Origin of the sequence: Sphingomonas sp. Leaf21 (genome assembly GCF_916858675.1) — a bacterium.
Lineage (GTDB): Bacteria > Pseudomonadota > Alphaproteobacteria > Sphingomonadales > Sphingomonadaceae > Sphingomonas.
In genome coordinates this window covers 63,453-79,612 of sequence record NZ_CAKASM010000001.1, presented here as the reverse complement: position 1 = coordinate 79,612, position 16,160 = coordinate 63,453, and the positions used below count along the sequence as shown (strand labels likewise).

Here is a 16,160-nt window from a genome sequence, read left to right as displayed (position 1 = left end):
ATGCTTTGGCGGACCGGCGGTTGCATCCTGCGCCATGCTCTCTAAGCCCGCCCGACACGCTTGGAGCAACATCTTGGTCGACGGTTCCGCCCCTGCCCCATCGCCCGCCGTGCCGCCGACCGGGGCACGCTGGGTGACGCTCGACGTGCTGCGCGGCGTCGCGGTGATGGCGATCCTGCTGGCGAACCTCCCCGGCTTCGCGCTTCCCGATCCCGCCTATTCGAACCCGATCGCGTGGGGCGGTGCGCGGAGCATCGACCGTGCGAGCTGGTTCCTGAACGAGGTCTTCGTCAACGGGCGGATGCGTGGGCTGTTCTCGCTGCTGTTCGGTGCGTCGACCTTGCTCATCCTCCAACGTGCCGACGCCGCCGGGCGCAACGGCGCGTCGATCCATCTGCGCCGCATGGCGGTGCTGTTCCTGTTCGGGCTCTTGCATCTGACATTCATCTGGACGGGCGACATCCTCGCGCACTACGCGCTGGTCGGGGTGATCGCGCTCGGCTTTGTCGGGCTGGGGACGCGCGGATTGTTCTGGACCGCAATCGCCATGGCCGGGCTGTCGATGGCGATGGGATGGCTCGAATGTTTCGGACTGCTGGCCGCGGCGGCACGCGACACGCCGCAATCGGCCGCGCTCTGGAACCTCTATCAGGCGGCCTTCGGCACGCCCGCCCCCTCGCAGCTCCTGCCCGAGATCGCCGCGATGCGCGGATCCTGGGCGACGGCCACGGCCTTTCGGCTGGAAAACAACGGTAATCCGCTGCTCGACCTGATCCAGATCGGTCCCGACACGCTCGGCGCGATGCTGCTCGGCATGGCGGCGCTCAAGTCAGGCTTTCTGACCGGCCAGTGGTCGCGGCGGGCCTATCGGCGTTGCGCCGCGATCACGATCCCGCTTGCCTGCGGCGCATATGCGGCAATGGCGCTCGCTATCATGGCCAGCGACTATGACGTTCGCGCGGTCGCACTGGTCGAGCTGTTCCTGAACATTCCCTTCCGGTTGATCGGAACCGTCGGCTATGCCGCGCTGATCCTGTTGCTGCTCACACCGGGCGGCTGGTGGACGACACGGATAGCCGCCGCCGGACGGATGGCCTTTTCCAACTATCTCGCGACCAGCGTGGTGATGACGTTCATCTTCTACGGCCACGGGCTCGGGCAATTCGCGCGCTGGAACCGCGCCGACCTCTATCTGCTGGCGCCGCCGATGTGGGCGTCGATGCTGCTCTGGTCGAAGCCCTGGCTCGACCGGTTCGGCCAGGGTCCGCTGGAGCGGATATGGCGAATGGCGACCAATGCGAGGCTCAACCAGGCCGCATAATATCTGCAAACGCCTCGCAACAGCCTTGCGATCCACTCTCATTAGCGCTATACGGACGTTGCTTTTGAAGGAGAGCGTCTTGGTCGTTTGCGTGTGCAATGCCATCCGGGAGTCGCAGGTTCGCGATGCCGCACGGGCCGGGTCGATGACCCCCTGCCAGATGTATCAGGCGCTCGGGCGCCAACCGAAATGCGGCCAGTGCGCCGTCGTGGCGCGGGCGATCATCGAAGAGGAACGCGCGGCCGCCTGAGCCCCGCGCCCGCGATCAGGCCGCCTGTTCCCAGCGCCCCTGATCATTCTGCTTCCAGTAGCGTCGCTCGACGCCGTCCCTCTCCGCAAGGGACCGCCAGGCGGATCGCGCTTCGTCGATCCGATCGCCATCGAAGAAATGAAACACGCGCTCGAAGCCCAAAGCCTCGTCGCGCCACAGTCCGTCTGCCAGTGCGATATGCCGGGCGCCGTTGCCCGCCTGTAGATCGCCCGCGATCAGAACCGGTTGCGCGGCATCGTCCGCCTCCCCCGCCTGCGCATGGGGCAGGAAACCGTCGGCGGGGATCATCCAAAGCTGCCGATCGAGTGCCGCGCGCTGGTCGGCGTCGCCACTGACGATCAGCAGGCGATTGCCGCCCGCCGTCACCCGCTCGGCGATGACGGGCAGCAACCGGTCGAGCGGCGCGATCGTCAGATGGTAGAAATCGACCTGCACGACCGCGCCGCCCTTCCCCGTTTCGCCTCGAACCGGTCCGCGACGAACTGGTCGAGCAGCCGCACGCCATAGCCCGTGGCGCCCTTGTCGTGATTGACGCCGGGCTTTTCCGACCAGACCATGCCCGCGATATCGAGATGCGCCCAGGCGACGCCCTCGTTGATATAGCGCTTCAGGAACTGCGCCGCCGTGATCGAGCCGCCGCCGCGCGGTCCGACATTCTTCATGTCGGCGATCTGGCTGTCGATCAGCTTGTCATAAGCCTCCGACAGCGGGAAGCGCCACAGCTTCTCGTCGGTGGTACGGCTCGCCGCGAGCAGCGCGTCGGCCAGCGAATCGTCATTGGCGAACAGGCCGCCATGCTCGTTGCCCAGGCTGATGATCATCGCGCCGGTCAGCGTCGCAAGGTCGACGATGGTCGACGGCGAATGGGTCTTCTGCACCCAGGTCAGCGCATCGCACAGCACCAGCCGTCCCTCGGCATCGGTGTTGATCACCTCGATCGTCTGGCCGGACATGGAGGTGACCACGTCGCCGGGACGCTGCGCATTGCCGTCGGGCATGTTCTCGACCAGGCCCATGACGCCGACGACATTGGCCTTGGCCTTGCGCGCCGCGATCGCCTTCATCGCACCCGCGACGGCACCCGCGCCGCCCATGTCCCACTTCATGTCTTCCATGCCGGCGGCGGGCTTGATCGAAATGCCGCCGGTGTCGAAGGTCACGCCCTTGCCGACCAGCGCCAGCGTCTCGGCATCCGCACCGCCGCCGTTCCATTTCAGCACCAGCAGGCGCCCTTCGCGTACCGAGCCCTGGCTGACGCCCAGCAGCGCACCCATGCCAAGATCGCGCATCTGCGCCTCGTCGAGCACGGTGACCTCCAGGCCCAGACCCTCGACGTCGTTCAGGACACGCTCGACGAAGCTTTCGGGGTAGAGCTTGTTCGGCGGCTCCGACACGAGCGTGCGGGTGAGATCCAGTCCGCCATTGACCGCATGGACGCGCGCGAAGGCCGCCTCGGCATCCGCCCCGGCCTGGACGATGGCGATCCGGGTCAGCGTCGGCTTTGCGGTTTCGGGCAGCTTGGTCCGGTACACGTCATGCCGCCAGCCGCGCTGGACCGCCGCACCCGCAAAGGCGGCCACCGCGTCGCCCGAAGGCGTGGTCGCCAGGCCCGTCAGCAGGACCGAAGCCGAGGTGGCGCTGGTCAAAAGCCTGGCCGTCAGCGCACCGCCGGCCTTGCGCCAGTCGGCATCCTTGCCCTCTCCGACGCCCAGCAGCACAACCCGGCGCACACCGCCATCGACAGGGGCGAAAACCTCGACGATCGAGCCCGCCTCGCCCTTGAAACGCGCGGCGTCGGTCGCCGCCTTGGCGATCGCGACCATGTCGTCGCCACCGACCGCCCCGGTGATCGTACCGTCCTTCGGAATCGGAACGACGAGCACGTCGCTCGCATCGATGGCGGTGGTGAAGGCGATCTGCATGGGAAACCCCTGATGAACTAGTAACTGTTGCTATCATCTAGGCCGAAAGCCTCGTCTGGCAAGCGCGCGATTGCAGCAAGCCGCCGGTGATGCGATAGGCGGACCCTTGACGGCGTCGCCCTGCCCGGGCGGCTTTTTCATCGTGTCGGCAAGGACGGACCAGATATCATCGTGTTGCGAGTGACGCTTCTGACCGGCAGCGCCCTGCCCTTCACCCTGTCGTTGGCCGTACTGGCCGCGAATCCGGCCGCCGCGCAGGACCTTCAGGATCGCCCCGTCTCGCCGCCACCGGCAGAGGGCGCCGCGCCCGAGGCCAACCAGGTACGGTTCAGTTCGAACCAGCTCGAATACGACATGAATGCGGACATCGTCGTCGCGACCGGCGAAGTGCGCATGTTCCGCGAGGGCGAGCGGCTACGCGCCGACAAGGTCACCTGGAACCGCAAGACGGGCAAGGTGCTCGCGACCGGCAATATCGCGATCACCAATCCCGAAGGCGACATCGCCTATGGCGACCAGATCGAGCTGACCGACTCGCTGAAGGACGGCGTCGTCGACAATATGCTCGTCGTGCTGGAACAGGGCGGTCGCCTCGCCGCCGACCGGGGCACGCGCCAGCCCGACGGCCGGGTCGATCTCGAGCACGCTGCCTATACGCCTTGCGCGGTCGAGACCTCGGATGGGTGCCCCAAGGAGCCGTCGTGGAAGATCACGGCGGTCAAGGTGACCTATCGCCCCGATCGCGAACGTGTCTATTTCAATGGCGCGCGACTCAACCTGTTCGGTCTGCCCACCATCCCCCTGCCGCGCCTGTCCGCGCCGGTCGGGTCGGGCGGCGACAGCGGCTTTCTGACCCCCGATATCCGACTCGACCGGGTCAACGGCGTCGAGGTCGCGGTGCCCTATTACTGGCGGCTGGCGCCGAACCAGGGGCTTACCGTCACCCCGCATGTCTTCAGCGCCGTGCTGCCGATGTTGCAGGCGCAATATGAGGCGCTGTCGACCGTCGGCGCATTCCGGGTGACCGGCTATGCCACCGCCAGCCGTCGAAGCGACGACCTGAACACGCTCGATCCGACCGATACGAGCCAGGCGTTTCGCGGCTATCTGGATGCGGTCGGACGCTATCAATTCTCGCCCGAATGGAGCCTGTCGGGTTCGATGCGGATCACGACCGACCGCACCTTCCTGCGTCGCTACGACCTCTCCCGCGACGACCGGCTGCGTACCACCGCCAGCCTCGAGCATATCGACGCCGACAGCTACTTCTCGCTGACCGGCTGGTATGTCGAGACGCTACGCGTCAACGATCCGCAGGGGCAGCAGCCGATCGCACTGCCGGAGCTCGACTATCGCCGCCGCTTCGACGACGGCCTGCTCGGCGGCAAGTTCGAGATGGAACTCAACACCCTGGCGATCAGCCGTACCGCGGGCCAGGATACGCAGCGCGCCTTTGCCAGCCTGCGTTGGGACCTCCGCCGCCTGACCAATTGGGGGCAGGAGGTGACCTTCACCGCCTATGGTCGCGGCGACGCCTATAATTCGAACAACATCGCCTCGACCCCCCTCGTCTATCAGGGGCTGGAGGGGTTCCAGGGCCGTGCGATCGGCGCGCTGGCGGTCGATGTGAAGTGGCCGTTCGTCGGCGAACTCTGGGGCGGCAGCCAGCGCTTCACCCCGCGCGTTCAGATCGTCGCGAGCCCCAAGATCAAGAATATCGACATTCCCAACGAAGACGCCCGTTCGGTCGATCTGGAGGACTCGAACCTCTTCGCGCTGAATCGATTCCCCGGTTACGACCGATTCGAGGATTCGACGCGGATCACCTATGGCGCGCAATGGGCGCTGACCCTGCCGGGCTTCACGTTCGATACTTTGATCGGACAGAGTTTCCGTCTCAACGACCGTCCGACCATTCTCTATCCGGGCACCGGCCTGTCGGATCGCTGGTCCGACATCGTCGGGCGGACCGAGATCCGGTTCCGCGATTTCGTGTCGCTCACCCACCGCTTCCGCCTGGACAAGGACAGCTTCGCGGTCCGTCGGAACGAGATCGATGCGACGATCGGTTCGCGCTCCACCTATTTCCAGGCAGGCTATCTCCGGCTGAACCGTAACATCTTCACATCGATCGAGGATTTGCAGGATCGCGAAGAGGTCCGGCTCGCCGGGCGGGTGCAGTTCGCGCGCTTCTGGTCGGCATTCGGATCGACCGTGATCGACCTGACCGACCGGCGCGAGGACGCGCTGTCGCTGTCCAACGGTTTCGATCCGATTCGCCACCGGCTGGGCGTGCAATATGAGGACGACTGCCTCCGCCTGGGCTTCACCTGGCGGCGGGACTATGTGAACACCGGCGACGCACGCGCGGGCAACAGCTACCTGTTGACGCTGGCGTTCACCAATCTCGGTCGCTAAGCCGGTATTCAGCATGGTCGAGCCATATCGCGACGGTTACGCGCCCCATTCAGGCGCGATGAGGATCACAGACACGGTGAAGAACGACATTCGTACCAAGGGCCGCTTTCTTCGCGCGGGCGTGACGATGATGATGGCCGCCATGGCCGCGGGCACGCTGGCGCAGACCGTGCCGGATCAGGCGGTGCCCGACACCGGTGGGCTTAACATCCCCTCCAATCTTCAGCTCTTCGGCAAGCTGGACCCCAATGTCCGCAAGCCGACCGCGATCGTCAACGAGACGGTCCTGACCCAGACCGACATCGATCAGCGCATGGCGCTGGCCATGGCGCTCAACAACGTGACCAATTTGTCGCCCGAGGATCGCGATCGCCTGAGGATGCAGATCCTGCGCCAGCTGATCGACGAGACGCTGCAGATTCAGGAAGCGAAGACCGCCGACATCACGATCACGCCCGACGAGATCAATCAGGCCTATGCCCGCTTCTCGCAGCAGTTCGGCAAGACGCCCGCCACGATGACCCCCTACCTCCGCTCGGTCGGTTCGTCGGACAAGTCGATGCGCCGCCAGATCGAGGGTGAGTTGGCCTGGAGCCGTTATCTGCGCAAGCGCGTCGAACCCTTCGTCAATGTCGGCGACGAAGAGGTCAACGCGATCCGTGCCCGGCTGGAAGCCGCGAAGGGAACCGAGGAATATAACCTCAAGGAGATCTTCCTCTCGGCCAACGAGGCGACGCAGCAGCAGGTCTTCGCCAATGCGCGCCAGATCATCGGCGAGATCCAGAAGGGCCAACAGCCCTTCGAATATTTCGCGCGCAGCTTCTCCGAGGCGTCGACCCGCGCGGTGAACGGCGACCTGGGCTGGGTCCGCGCGGCGCAGTTGCCGCCGGAGCTCCAGTCGGCGGCGCAGCAGATGCAGGTCGGCCAGGTGGCCGGACCGATCCAGATCCCCGGCGGCTTCTCGATCCTGTACCTGACCGACAAGCGCCAGGTGCTGACCGCCGACCCGCGCGATTCGCGTCTGTCGCTCAAGCAGCTGACGGTGAAGTTCCCGGCGGGCACCACCCAGGCGCAGGCGACCGCGCGTGCCGGGGAGTTCGCCAAGGCGACCCAGGCGATCCGTGGCTGCGGCGACGTGCAGCGCGTTGCGACCGCGCTCAAGGCCGAAGTGGTCGACAACGACCAAGTCACCATCCGCCAGCTTCCCGCGCCGCTCCAGGAAATCCTGCTGAAGCTGCAAATTGGTGAGGCGACGCCGCCCTTCGGCTCGCCCGAGCAGGGCGTCCGCTCGCTCGTGCTGTGCGACCGTGAGGAGCCGCGCTCGGGCAATCTGCCGAGCAGCGACCAAATCCAGAATCAGGTCGAGCAGCAGCGGGTCAACCTGCGCGCGAACCAGAAGATGCGCGATCTTCGCCGCGACGCGGTGATCGAATATCGTTGATCGGGCGGCAGCGATGATCCGTCCGCTGGCAATCTCCATGGGTGATCCGGCCGGTATCGGGCCCGAGATCATCGCCAAGGCCTGGACCGCGCGGCACGAGGCGGATCTGCCGCCCTTCCTGGCGGTCGGCGACGTGCGCGCGATCGAGCGGGTGTGGAGCGGACCGACGCTCCGTGTCTCCGACATGGCGAGCGCCGTGGCGGCGTTCGACCGGGCCTTGCCGATCCTGTCGATCGATGAAGCGGGCGAGATCCGCCCCGGCCAGCCGGATGTCGAGGGGGCCCGCTGCGCGCTCCACGCGCTCGAGCTTGCGGTCGGTCTGGTCCGTTCCGACGCGGCGAGTGCGCTGGTCACCGGCCCGGTCAGCAAGGCGCAGCTCTACGATATCGGCTTCATCCACCCCGGCCAGACCGAGTTCGTGGCCGAACGCTGTGGCGTGTCGGGAGCGAATGCGGTGATGATGCTTGCCGGACCGTCCCTGCGCGTCGTGCCGATCACCACGCATGTACCGCTCGCCGCCGTCCCGGGACTCTTGTCGGTCGAACTGATCGCGGCCAAGGGGCGCGCGACGGCACGCGGGCTGTGCAAGAATTTCGGCATCCGCTCACCGCGCCTCGCCTTTGCCGGGCTGAACCCGCACGCGGGGGAAAGCGGTGCGATCGGGCGTGAGGAGATCGACCTGATCGAACCCGCCATCGCACAGCTTCGCGCCGAGGGGATCGACGCGACCGGGCCGTTCGCCGCCGACACGCTGTTCCACCCACGCGCGCGGGCCGCCTATGACGCGGTGCTGTGCTGCTATCACGACCAGGCGCTGGTGCCGCTCAAGACGATCCATTTCGACGAGGGCGTCAACATCACCTTGGGCCTGCCGATCGTCCGGACCTCACCCGATCACGGCACCGCCTTCGGAATCGCGGGCCAGGATCGCGCGCATCCCGGCGCGATGATCGCGGCGATCGCCATGGCGGGCGATGCGGCGCGCCGCCGCGCCGAGGCCGCGGCCTGACATGACCCCCGTCACCCCCCTGCCCCCCTTGCGCGAGGTGATCGCGCGGCACGGCCTGTCGGCGTCGAAGTCGCTCGGTCAGAACTTCCTGTTCGACGGCCAGTTGCTGGCCCGGATCGCGGCGATACCGGGCGACCTGACCGATCGGGAGGTGCTGGAGATCGGCCCCGGACCCGGCGGACTGACCCGTGCGCTGCTGATGGCGGGCGGGCGCGTCACCGCGATCGAGCGCGACCGTCGCTGCATCCCGGCGCTGGCCGAATTGGCCGAAGCCTTTCCCGGTCGATTGAAGGTCATCGAGGGCGACGCGCTGCGCATCAACGCGCCCGAGCTGTTCGAGGACAAGCCGCACATCGTTTCCAACCTGCCCTATAATGTCGGGACGCCGTTGCTCGTCGGATGGCTCTCGGGCGCGTGGTTGCCCTGGTGGCAGTCCTGTACGCTGATGTTCCAGAAGGAAGTGGCGGAGCGGATCGTCGCCGCCGCCGACCAGTCGGCCTATGGACGGCTTGCCGTGCTGACCCAGTGGCGCAGCGAGGCGCGGATCGCGATGCCGGTTCACCGTTCCGCCTTCACGCCCCCGCCCAAGGTGATGTCGGCGGTCGTCCACATCACCCCCAAGCCCGCGCCCGAGGGGGTGAGCTTCCGCATCCTCGAACGCCTGACTGCGGCTGCCTTCGGCCAGCGGCGCAAGATGCTCCGCCAGAGCCTCAAGCCGGTGGCCGGTGCGGTGGAGGCAATGGAAGCGATCGGCATCGATCCGGCCCGCCGCGCCGAAACGCTGTCGGTGGAGGAGTTCATCGCCCTGGCCCGCACGCTGGCCTGACGCTCCTCCCCGGCACGGGGAGGGGGACCATGGCGGAGCGGCGGTGGTGGGGATTGCTATTCCTTGGTCTCACCCTTGGTATCGACCTGCGCCGTCGTGATCGGCGTGGGCGGGCCCTTGGCGATCTGCGCCGCCAGCGCGGTCGCGTCGCCGCAGTCCGACTTGCAGAGCGTCTTGATCTTGGCGAGATTGTCCTTCGCCCGCGCGACCGCGCCGCGCTGGACCAGCGCCTCCCCCTGCCCGCGCAACGCCTTCAGGTCATTGGGGTCGAGCAGCAATGCTTCGCGATAGAGCCGGATCGCCTTGCCGGGCAGGCCGCGCGCATCCGCGACCTCGGCCAGCAGGACGAATGCCGCGCGATTGCGCGGGTCGACCGCCACCGCCGTCTCCAGCGCGTCGGTCGCCCCGTCCAGATTACCCGAGGCCTTCATCCCCCGCGCCTGCTCGAGCAGTTGCAGCGACCGGGCATCGATCTGGCTGTCGGGACGCTGCCCGCTGAGCGAGGTGGAGACCGATACCACGGCGAGAGCGGCGGCGGCGGCCAGGGACGTCAAACGCATGAGGAACTCCGGACTGGGCACTGCGCCGATTGCTAGCATGGCGCCCGTAGGCAGGCGACAAAAAAGCCATCGGTGCCATGGCGCGCGGGATCGAGGCGCTGGCCGGGGCCGTGCGGCGTGCCGAACGTCGGCTCGACGGGCTCGGCAGCCCAACCGCCATGGCGGGCGAGGAAACCCGCGACCTGATCGCGCCCCTCGGCATCGAGCAACGAGCAGACGATATAGACCATCCGCCCGCCCGGCTTCACGAGCCCGGCCCCGATCTCCAGAACCTGATCCTGCATCGCCCTGAGCCGCGCGAGACGGTCGGGGGTGAGACGCCATCGCGCCTCCGGATTGCGACGCCAGGTTCCGGTGCCCGAACACGGTGCATCGATCAGCACGCCGTCGGCCTTGCCCGTCCAGTCGGACAGCATCTCGGCCTCGCGTCCGGGGTTGAGCAAGCGGCTCTCGATGATCGTCGCGCCCGCGCGTTCGGCGCGCGGCGGCAGCTTTTGCAGGCGCGCGCGGTCGATGTCGCAGGCGAGCAGCGCGCCGCGATTGTCCATCGCGGCGGCGAGTTGCAGCGTCTTGCCCCCCGCCCCCGCGCACAGATCGACCAGCCACTCGCCCGGTTCGGCGGACAGCGCGGCGCCGACCAACTGGCTTCCTTCATCCTGCACTTCGAACAGGCCGGCGCGGTACAGGTCAGTCTGCTCGACCGGCGTCCCGCTCGGCAATCGCAGCCCCAGCGGGGCGATCGGCGTCGCACTGGCCTCGGGAAGCTGCTCGCGCACCGCATCGCGTGTCGTCGCCAGGCTGTTCGCCCGAAGGTCGAGTGGCGCGCGGTCGACCAGCGCGGCCTGCTGTTCCGTGTCGAGCCCCGAGGCGCTCAGCGCCTCGACCAGCCAATGCGGCGCGACGCCCTCCTCGGCGCGCGGCTCATCCGGGGTGATCGGGGCAGGGCCGTGGGTGGAGCCATCGAAGGTCTCCGCGAGTCCCGGCTCCCGGTCGGCCACCGCGACCATCGCCGCCCGGCCCGACACCGGCACCGGCCCTGCCTGACGAATGGCGGCATAGACCAGCTCGCGTACCGCACGCCGATCCTTCGATCCGGCATAGCGGCGCGTCGAGAAATAGCGGGCGATCAGCGTGTCCGCCGCCGCGCCGCCAGTCTCGGCGGCGGCGACGATCGCGTCGAGCAACTCGATCGCCGCCTGGGTGCGTGCGGCTGGCGTCATGCGGACGGGCCCTTTGGATCAGCGGGTCGGGTAATTGGGAGCCTCACGCGTGATGGTCACGTCGTGGACGTGGCTTTCCTTCAGGCCGGCACCGGTGATCTGGACGAACTGCGCGCGTTCGCGCAGGGCCTCCAGCGTCGCCGAACCGGTATAGCCCATCGCCGCCTTGATGCCGCCGACGAGCTGGTGGATGACATCGCGCGCAGGCCCCTTATAGGCGACCTGGCCCTCGATCCCCTCGGGAACCAGCTTCATCTGGTCCTTGATATCGCCCTGGAAATAACGGTCCGCCGAGCCACGCCCCATGGCCCCGACCGAGCCCATGCCGCGATAGGACTTGTAGGCGCGGCCCTGGTACAGGAAGGTTTCGCCCGGTGCCTCCTCGGTGCCCGCGAGCAGCGAGCCGACCATGCAGGCCCCCGCCCCCGCCGCGAGCGCCTTGGCGAGATCGCCCGAGGTGCGCAGGCCGCCATCGGCGATGACCGGAACACCCGACTTCCAGCCTTCTTCGGCGCAGTCCATGACAGCGGTGAGCTGCGGCACGCCGACACCAGCGACGACGCGGGTCGTGCAGATCGAGCCCGGGCCGATGCCGACCTTCACCGCGTCCGCGCCCGCATCGATCAGCGCGCGGGTGGCGGCGGCCGTCGCGACGTTGCCCGCGATCACCTGCACCGTATCGGACAGCTTCTTCGCCGCCTCCACCGCGCGCGCGACATCGCGGTTATGGCCGTGCGCCGTGTCGATGATGACGCAGTCGACTTCGGCCTCGATCAGCGCGCGGGTCCGCTCGAACCCCTTCTCGCCGACCGTCGAGGCGGCGGCGACGCGCAGCCGACCGGCGGTATCCTTGGTGGCGGAAGGATAGGTGACGGCCTTCTCGATATCCTTCACCGTGATGAGGCCGACGCAGCGATAGCTTTCGTCGACGACCAGCAGCTTCTCGATCCGCCGCGCGTGGAGCAGTCGGCGCGCCTCGTCCTGACCGACACCGACCTTGACCGTCGCCAGATCATCGCGGGTCATCAGTTCGGATACCGGCTGCTTCGGGTTTTCGGCGAAGCGCACGTCGCGATTGGTCAGGATGCCGACCAGGCGACCATCGAATTCGACGACGGGAATGCCGCTGATCCGGTGCCTCGCCATCAGCGCCTGCGCCTCGGCCAGCGTCGCGGTGGGGGAGATGGTGATCGGGTTGACGACCATGCCACTCTCGAACCGCTTGACCTGGCGGACCGCCGCCACCTGCTGCTCGACGGTCAGGTTGCGGTGAAGGACACCCATGCCCCCCAGCTGCGCCATGACGATCGCCATGTCGGCCTCGGTCACGGTATCCATCGCCGCCGACAGGACCGGGATGTTGAGCGCGATCGAGCGGGTCAGTTGCGTGCGCGTGTCTGCGGTGCTCGGCAGAACGTCGGACTCCTGGGGCACGAGGAGCACGTCGTCGAAGGTGAGGCCGAGGCGGATATCCATGGGGCTGCCAATCCTGCGGAGGGAACAAGTGGCGGGCCATGTAACCAAAGCAAGCCGTTCCCGCTAGGCCCTAGCTGCACCGCCGTGCTAGAAGGAGGTGGGATCGTCAAGGGGGGAGAGTATCCATGGGCCTGATCATCGCCGCGCTGGCCGTGCTGCTGGTGCTGATGTACCTGATGATGTCGATCAAGATCGTCCGCCAGGGCTATCAATATACGATCGAGCATTTCGGCCGCTACACGGGCACCGCCGTCCCCGGCTTCAACTTCTATCCGGCGTTCTTCTATCGTGTCGGCCGCAAGGTGAACATGATGGAACAGGTGATCGACATTCCGGGACAGGAGATCATCACCAAGGACAATGCGATGATCTCCACCGACGGTGTCGTGTTCTTTCAGGTGCTTGACGCGCCCAAGGCGGCCTATGAAGTGTCGGACCTGTACGTCGCGCTGCTCAATCTGGTGACGACCAACCTGCGCACCGTGATGGGGTCGATGGACCTGGACGAGACCTTGTCGAAGCGCGACGAGATCAACGCACGCCTTCTGAACGTCGTCGATCATGCGACGACCCCGTGGGGCGTGAAGATCACCCGCGTCGAGATCAAGGACATCCGCCCGCCGGTCGATATCGTCAACGCCATGGCCCGCCAGATGAAGGCCGAGCGCGAAAAGCGCGCCAACATCCTCGAGGCCGAGGGCTCGCGCGCGTCGGAGATCCTGCGCGCCGAGGGCCAGAAGCAGGCCCGCATCCTGGAGGCCGAGGGTCGCCGCGAGTCGGCCTATCGCGACTCCGAAGCGCGTGAGCGCGCCGCCGAGGCCGAAGCCAAGGCGACCCGCGTCGTCTCGGAAGCGATCGAATCGGGCGGGACGCAGGCGATCAACTATTTCATCGCGCAAAAATATGTCGAGGCGGTGGGCAAGTTCGCGACGAGCCCCAATGCCAAGACGATCCTGTTCCCGGTCGAGGCGACTCAGCTTATCGGGACGCTCGGCGGGATCGGCGAACTGGCCAAGGAGGCCCTCGCCCCCAACAAGCCCGACGCCGCCGCCCCGCGTGTCTCCACCAGGCCGGGTCCGTTCGACCAGTCATCCTCATGACGATCGGCGATCTGGACCCCGCCGCGCTCTGGCTGGCGGCGGGGCTCGCACTCGGCATCGCCGAACTGCTGGTGCCGGGAGTGTTCCTGATCTTCCTGGCCATCGCGGCCGGTGTCACCGCGCTGACGAGCTGGGCGCTGCCGGACGTGCCGATCGGTGTGCAGCTTGCCTGTTTCGCGGTGTGGAGCGTGGTGTGTGTCGTGATCGGGCGACGCTGGTATCGCGATTTCCCCGTCGACAGCGACGCACCGGTGCTGAACGCCCCCGCGCTGAGATTGCGGGGACAGGTGGTGACGGTCACGACGCCGATCATCGGAGGCGAAGGTCGCGCAAGGCTGGGCGACGGCGAGTGGCCCGTTCGCGGGCCGGAGGCTGAGACGGGAACCCGCCTGCGGGTCGCTCATGTCGACGGCGGCGTGTTGCTGGTCGAGCCTTTGGCGGAGTGAGGTCGCCGGACCGGTGTGGCCTTCGACCTAGGGCCGATCGACATTCAACCATGCCTGTCCTTCCCGCGCCCCTCGCGAGGGGAGAGGGTTGCGCAGACTTGGTCTTTGCGTAGCAAAAACTTAGTCGGAGCTGGGTGAGGGGTGATGCGCTCAAAGAGCGCGCGAGCCGAAGGCTCGCTCAACCCTTCACCCAAGCTACGCTGGCCAGCACGCTGGCAAGCTTCGCTAACCCTCTCCCCTGTCCAGGGGAGAGGGGGAGAATAGGCTGAATGTCGATCGGCCCTAGGTCAGGCTGTTCGGAACGGAAGAGCGGTCATCCCAACGCAGGCTGGGATCTTCGGCCTGAGCGAAGTCGAAGGCCAAGGGAGAACGCCCGCCACGAGCGCCCTCCCCCGGCCCTTCCATCACGCCGGGACCGAAACCTTCGGCGCGGCCGCGCGCACCCCCTCGTCGACATGCTCGGCGAACTGCTGGAAGTTCTCGTTGAACAGGCCGACCAGCTTGGCCGCCGTCGCGTCATAGGCCGCCTTGTCCGCCCAGGTGTCGCGCGGGTTCAGGATCGCCGGGTCGACGCCCGGCACCGAAACCGGCACCTGGAAGCCGAAATTGGGATCGGTCCGGAATTCGGCCTGGTTCAGGCTGCCGTCCAGTGCGGCGTTGAGCAGCGCGCGGGTCGCCTTGATCGGCATGCGGTGGCCGGTGCCGTACTTGCCGCCGGTCCAGCCGGTATTGACCAGCCAGCAATCGACCCCGCCCTTGGCGATCCGCTCCTTCAGCAAGTTGCCATAGACCGACGGATGGCGCGGCATGAACGGCGCGCCGAAACAGGTCGAGAAGGTCGCATCCGGCTCGGTCACGCCGATCTCGGTGCCCGCGACGCGCGCGGTATAGCCGGACAGGAAATGGTACATCGCCTGATCGGGCGTCAGCTTCGCGATCGGCGGCAGGATGCCATAGGCGTCGGCGGTCAGCATCACGATATTGCGCGGCACACCCCCCATATTGTCCTTCGACGCATTGGGGATGAAGTCGATCGGATAGGCGCCACGGCTATTCTCGGCCAGGCTGTTGTCGTCCAGGTCGAGCTGGCGCGTGACGGGATCCATCACGACATTCTCCAGGACCGTGCCGAAGCGCTTGGTGGTCGCGAAGATCTCCGGCTCCGCCTCGGGCGACAGGCGAATCATCTTGGCGTAGCATCCGCCCTCGAAATTGAAGACCGCCGTGTCCGACCAGCCATGCTCGTCATCGCCGATCAGCGTGCGGCTGGCATCGGCGGACAGGGTCGTCTTGCCGGTGCCCGACAGGCCGAAGAACACCGCCGTCGATCCGTCCGCGCCCATATTCGCCGAGCAGTGCATCGGCATCACGCCCGTCGTCGGCAGGAGATAGTTGAGCAGCCCGAAGACCGACTTCTTCATTTCGCCCGCATAGCGCGTCCCGCCGATCAGGATCAGCTTCTCGGTCATGTTGACCGCGATCACCGTCGACGAACGACAGCCATGGCGCGCGGGATCGGCGCGGAAGCTGGGCAGGTCGATGATGGTGTAATCCGCGACGAACTTGCGCAGCTCGTGCTCTTCCGGGCGAACCAGCATCGTGCGGATGAACAGGTTATGCCAGGCCAGCTCGGTGACGACGCGGACACGGACGCGATGCTCGGGCTGCGACCCGCCATACAGGTCCTGGACGAACAGATCTTCCTTCTGGCCGAGCGCGGCGAAGAAATCGGCCTTGAGCGCGGCGAAGTCGTCGGGGCTCATCGGCTTGTTGGTCTTGCCCCACCACACGGTGTCACGGGTTTCGTCGTCGCGGACCATGAACTTGTCCTGCGCCGAACGGCCGGTATGCTCACCCGTCTCGACGACCAGCGGCCCGTCCGCAGACAGCTTGCCCTCGCCACGCGCCACCGCCGTTTCGAGCAGTCGGGCGGTCACCAGGTTCCAGTGCAGCGTGGCGCGGGTCTCGATCCCCTGCGCCTGCAAACCGATCTCCGGAATCCGTTCGTTCATAAGAGCTTCCTCGTTCCCATGGCACCGGTCTTACTGGGCCGGGCACCGTTTTCGGCGCATCCGTACACGTATGCGTTGCATGTCCCATAGCCGGTTTGTTTAACACGTCAAACACCGCAATTCGCGAAGACGGTTGAG

Annotated in this window: 14 protein-coding genes; 8 read left to right on the top strand and 6 right to left on the bottom strand. The window is 66.9% G+C overall.

Annotated elements, in window-relative coordinates; all coding sequences use genetic code 11:
• Positions 1-73: 73 nt before the first annotated feature.
• Together LRP66_RS00375 and LRP66_RS00370 are read left to right on the top strand one after the other, a co-directional pair.
• Positions 74-1,321, top strand: a complete 1,248-nt coding sequence (locus tag LRP66_RS00375; protein ID WP_230480464.1) for a DUF418 domain-containing protein — start codon at positions 74-76, stop codon at positions 1,319-1,321.
• 79 nt (positions 1,322-1,400) lie between these two features.
• Complete coding sequence (locus tag LRP66_RS00370) at positions 1,401-1,571, top strand: (2Fe-2S)-binding protein (RefSeq protein ID WP_230480463.1); 171 nt, start codon at positions 1,401-1,403, stop codon at positions 1,569-1,571.
• A gap of 15 nt (positions 1,572-1,586) precedes the next feature.
• Here LRP66_RS00370 and LRP66_RS00365 read toward each other — a convergent pair whose 3' ends face one another.
• Entirely contained in the window at positions 1,587-2,027 is a 441-nt protein-coding gene (locus LRP66_RS00365; RefSeq protein WP_230480462.1) for a DNA polymerase III subunit chi, read from the bottom strand.
• Positions 2,003-3,514: a leucyl aminopeptidase gene (locus LRP66_RS00360; RefSeq protein WP_230480461.1), complete on the bottom strand. Its 1,512-nt coding sequence runs from the start codon at positions 3,512-3,514 to the stop codon at positions 2,003-2,005. Before LRP66_RS00360 ends, LRP66_RS00365 begins: the two co-directional genes overlap by 25 nt.
• 174 nt (positions 3,515-3,688) lie before the next feature.
• On the opposite strand from LRP66_RS00360, the gene LRP66_RS00355 reads away from it, so the two are divergent.
• The 4 genes from LRP66_RS00355 to rsmA are packed head-to-tail and all read left to right on the top strand — an operon-like array spanning position 3,689 to position 9,208.
• On the top strand, positions 3,689-5,932 hold the full coding sequence (locus LRP66_RS00355) for an LPS-assembly protein LptD (RefSeq protein WP_443026650.1): 2,244 nt from the start codon (positions 3,689-3,691) through the stop codon (positions 5,930-5,932).
• Positions 5,933-5,990: 58 nt separating this feature from the next.
• The gene (locus LRP66_RS00350; protein WP_230480460.1) at positions 5,991-7,373 is read left to right on the top strand and encodes a peptidylprolyl isomerase; all 1,383 of its coding nucleotides are present in this window, start codon (positions 5,991-5,993) and stop codon (positions 7,371-7,373) included.
• Between the two features lie 13 nt (positions 7,374-7,386).
• Positions 7,387-8,382: a 4-hydroxythreonine-4-phosphate dehydrogenase PdxA gene (gene pdxA / locus LRP66_RS00345; protein ID WP_230480459.1), complete on the top strand. Its 996-nt coding sequence runs from the start codon at positions 7,387-7,389 to the stop codon at positions 8,380-8,382.
• Position 8,383: 1 nt separating this feature from the next.
• Complete coding sequence (gene rsmA, locus LRP66_RS00340) at positions 8,384-9,208, top strand: 16S rRNA (adenine(1518)-N(6)/adenine(1519)-N(6))-dimethyltransferase RsmA (RefSeq protein WP_230480458.1); 825 nt, start codon at positions 8,384-8,386, stop codon at positions 9,206-9,208.
• A 56-nt stretch (positions 9,209-9,264) separates the two neighbouring features.
• On the opposite strand, the gene LRP66_RS00335 is transcribed toward rsmA, so the two are convergent.
• Genes LRP66_RS00335 through guaB form a run of 3 tightly spaced genes read right to left on the bottom strand, consistent with a single transcriptional unit; the run spans position 9,265 to position 12,464 of the window.
• Positions 9,265-9,768, bottom strand: a complete 504-nt coding sequence (locus LRP66_RS00335) for a tetratricopeptide repeat protein (RefSeq protein WP_230480457.1) — start codon at positions 9,766-9,768, stop codon at positions 9,265-9,267.
• A 32-nt stretch (positions 9,769-9,800) separates the two neighbouring features.
• Positions 9,801-10,988 carry an RsmB/NOP family class I SAM-dependent RNA methyltransferase gene (locus LRP66_RS00330; RefSeq protein WP_230480456.1) on the bottom strand — a complete coding sequence of 396 codons (1,188 nt, stop codon included), beginning with the start codon at positions 10,986-10,988 and terminating at the stop codon, positions 9,801-9,803.
• A gap of 18 nt (positions 10,989-11,006) precedes the next feature.
• A complete protein-coding gene (guaB, locus tag LRP66_RS00325) occupies positions 11,007-12,464 on the bottom strand; it encodes an IMP dehydrogenase (RefSeq protein WP_230480455.1) in 1,458 nt (485 codons plus the stop codon).
• Positions 12,465-12,589: 125 nt separating this feature from the next.
• Between guaB and LRP66_RS00320 the strand changes: the two genes are divergently transcribed.
• Positions 12,590-13,564 (top strand): SPFH domain-containing protein, encoded by a 975-nt coding sequence (locus LRP66_RS00320; RefSeq protein ID WP_230480454.1) that lies wholly within the window; start codon positions 12,590-12,592, stop codon positions 13,562-13,564.
• The gene (locus tag LRP66_RS00315) at positions 13,561-14,010 is read left to right on the top strand and encodes an NfeD family protein (RefSeq protein ID WP_230480453.1); all 450 of its coding nucleotides are present in this window, start codon (positions 13,561-13,563) and stop codon (positions 14,008-14,010) included. The genes LRP66_RS00320 and LRP66_RS00315 overlap by 4 nt, the downstream gene beginning before the upstream one ends.
• 404 nt (positions 14,011-14,414) lie before the next feature.
• Here the strand turns inward: LRP66_RS00315 and LRP66_RS00310 are convergent, their stop codons facing one another.
• Positions 14,415-16,022 carry a phosphoenolpyruvate carboxykinase gene (locus LRP66_RS00310; RefSeq protein WP_230480452.1) on the bottom strand — a complete coding sequence of 536 codons (1,608 nt, stop codon included), beginning with the start codon at positions 16,020-16,022 and terminating at the stop codon, positions 14,415-14,417.
• Between the last annotated feature and the right edge of the window lie 138 nt (positions 16,023-16,160).

Excerpts from the sequence above, each read along its gene's own strand:
- LRP66_RS00360 (WP_230480461.1), bottom strand. The coding sequence starts at position 3,514 with ATGCAGATCGCCTTCACCACCGCCATCGATGCGAGCGACGTGCTCGTC.
- LRP66_RS00350 (WP_230480460.1), top strand. The coding sequence starts at position 5,991 with ATGAGGATCACAGACACGGTGAAGAACGACATTCGTACCAAGGGCCGC.
- pdxA (WP_230480459.1), top strand. The coding sequence starts at position 7,387 with ATGATCCGTCCGCTGGCAATCTCCATGGGTGATCCGGCCGGTATCGGG.
- rsmA (WP_230480458.1), top strand. The coding sequence starts at position 8,384 with ATGACCCCCGTCACCCCCCTGCCCCCCTTGCGCGAGGTGATCGCGCGG.
- LRP66_RS00335 (WP_230480457.1), bottom strand. The coding sequence starts at position 9,768 with ATGCGTTTGACGTCCCTGGCCGCCGCCGCCGCTCTCGCCGTGGTATCG.
- LRP66_RS00330 (WP_230480456.1), bottom strand. The coding sequence starts at position 10,988 with ATGACGCCAGCCGCACGCACCCAGGCGGCGATCGAGTTGCTCGACGCG.
- guaB (WP_230480455.1), bottom strand. The coding sequence starts at position 12,464 with ATGGATATCCGCCTCGGCCTCACCTTCGACGACGTGCTCCTCGTGCCC.
- LRP66_RS00320 (WP_230480454.1), top strand. The coding sequence starts at position 12,590 with ATGGGCCTGATCATCGCCGCGCTGGCCGTGCTGCTGGTGCTGATGTAC.
- LRP66_RS00315 (WP_230480453.1), top strand. The coding sequence starts at position 13,561 with ATGACGATCGGCGATCTGGACCCCGCCGCGCTCTGGCTGGCGGCGGGG.
- LRP66_RS00310 (WP_230480452.1), bottom strand. The coding sequence starts at position 16,022 with ATGAACGAACGGATTCCGGAGATCGGTTTGCAGGCGCAGGGGATCGAG.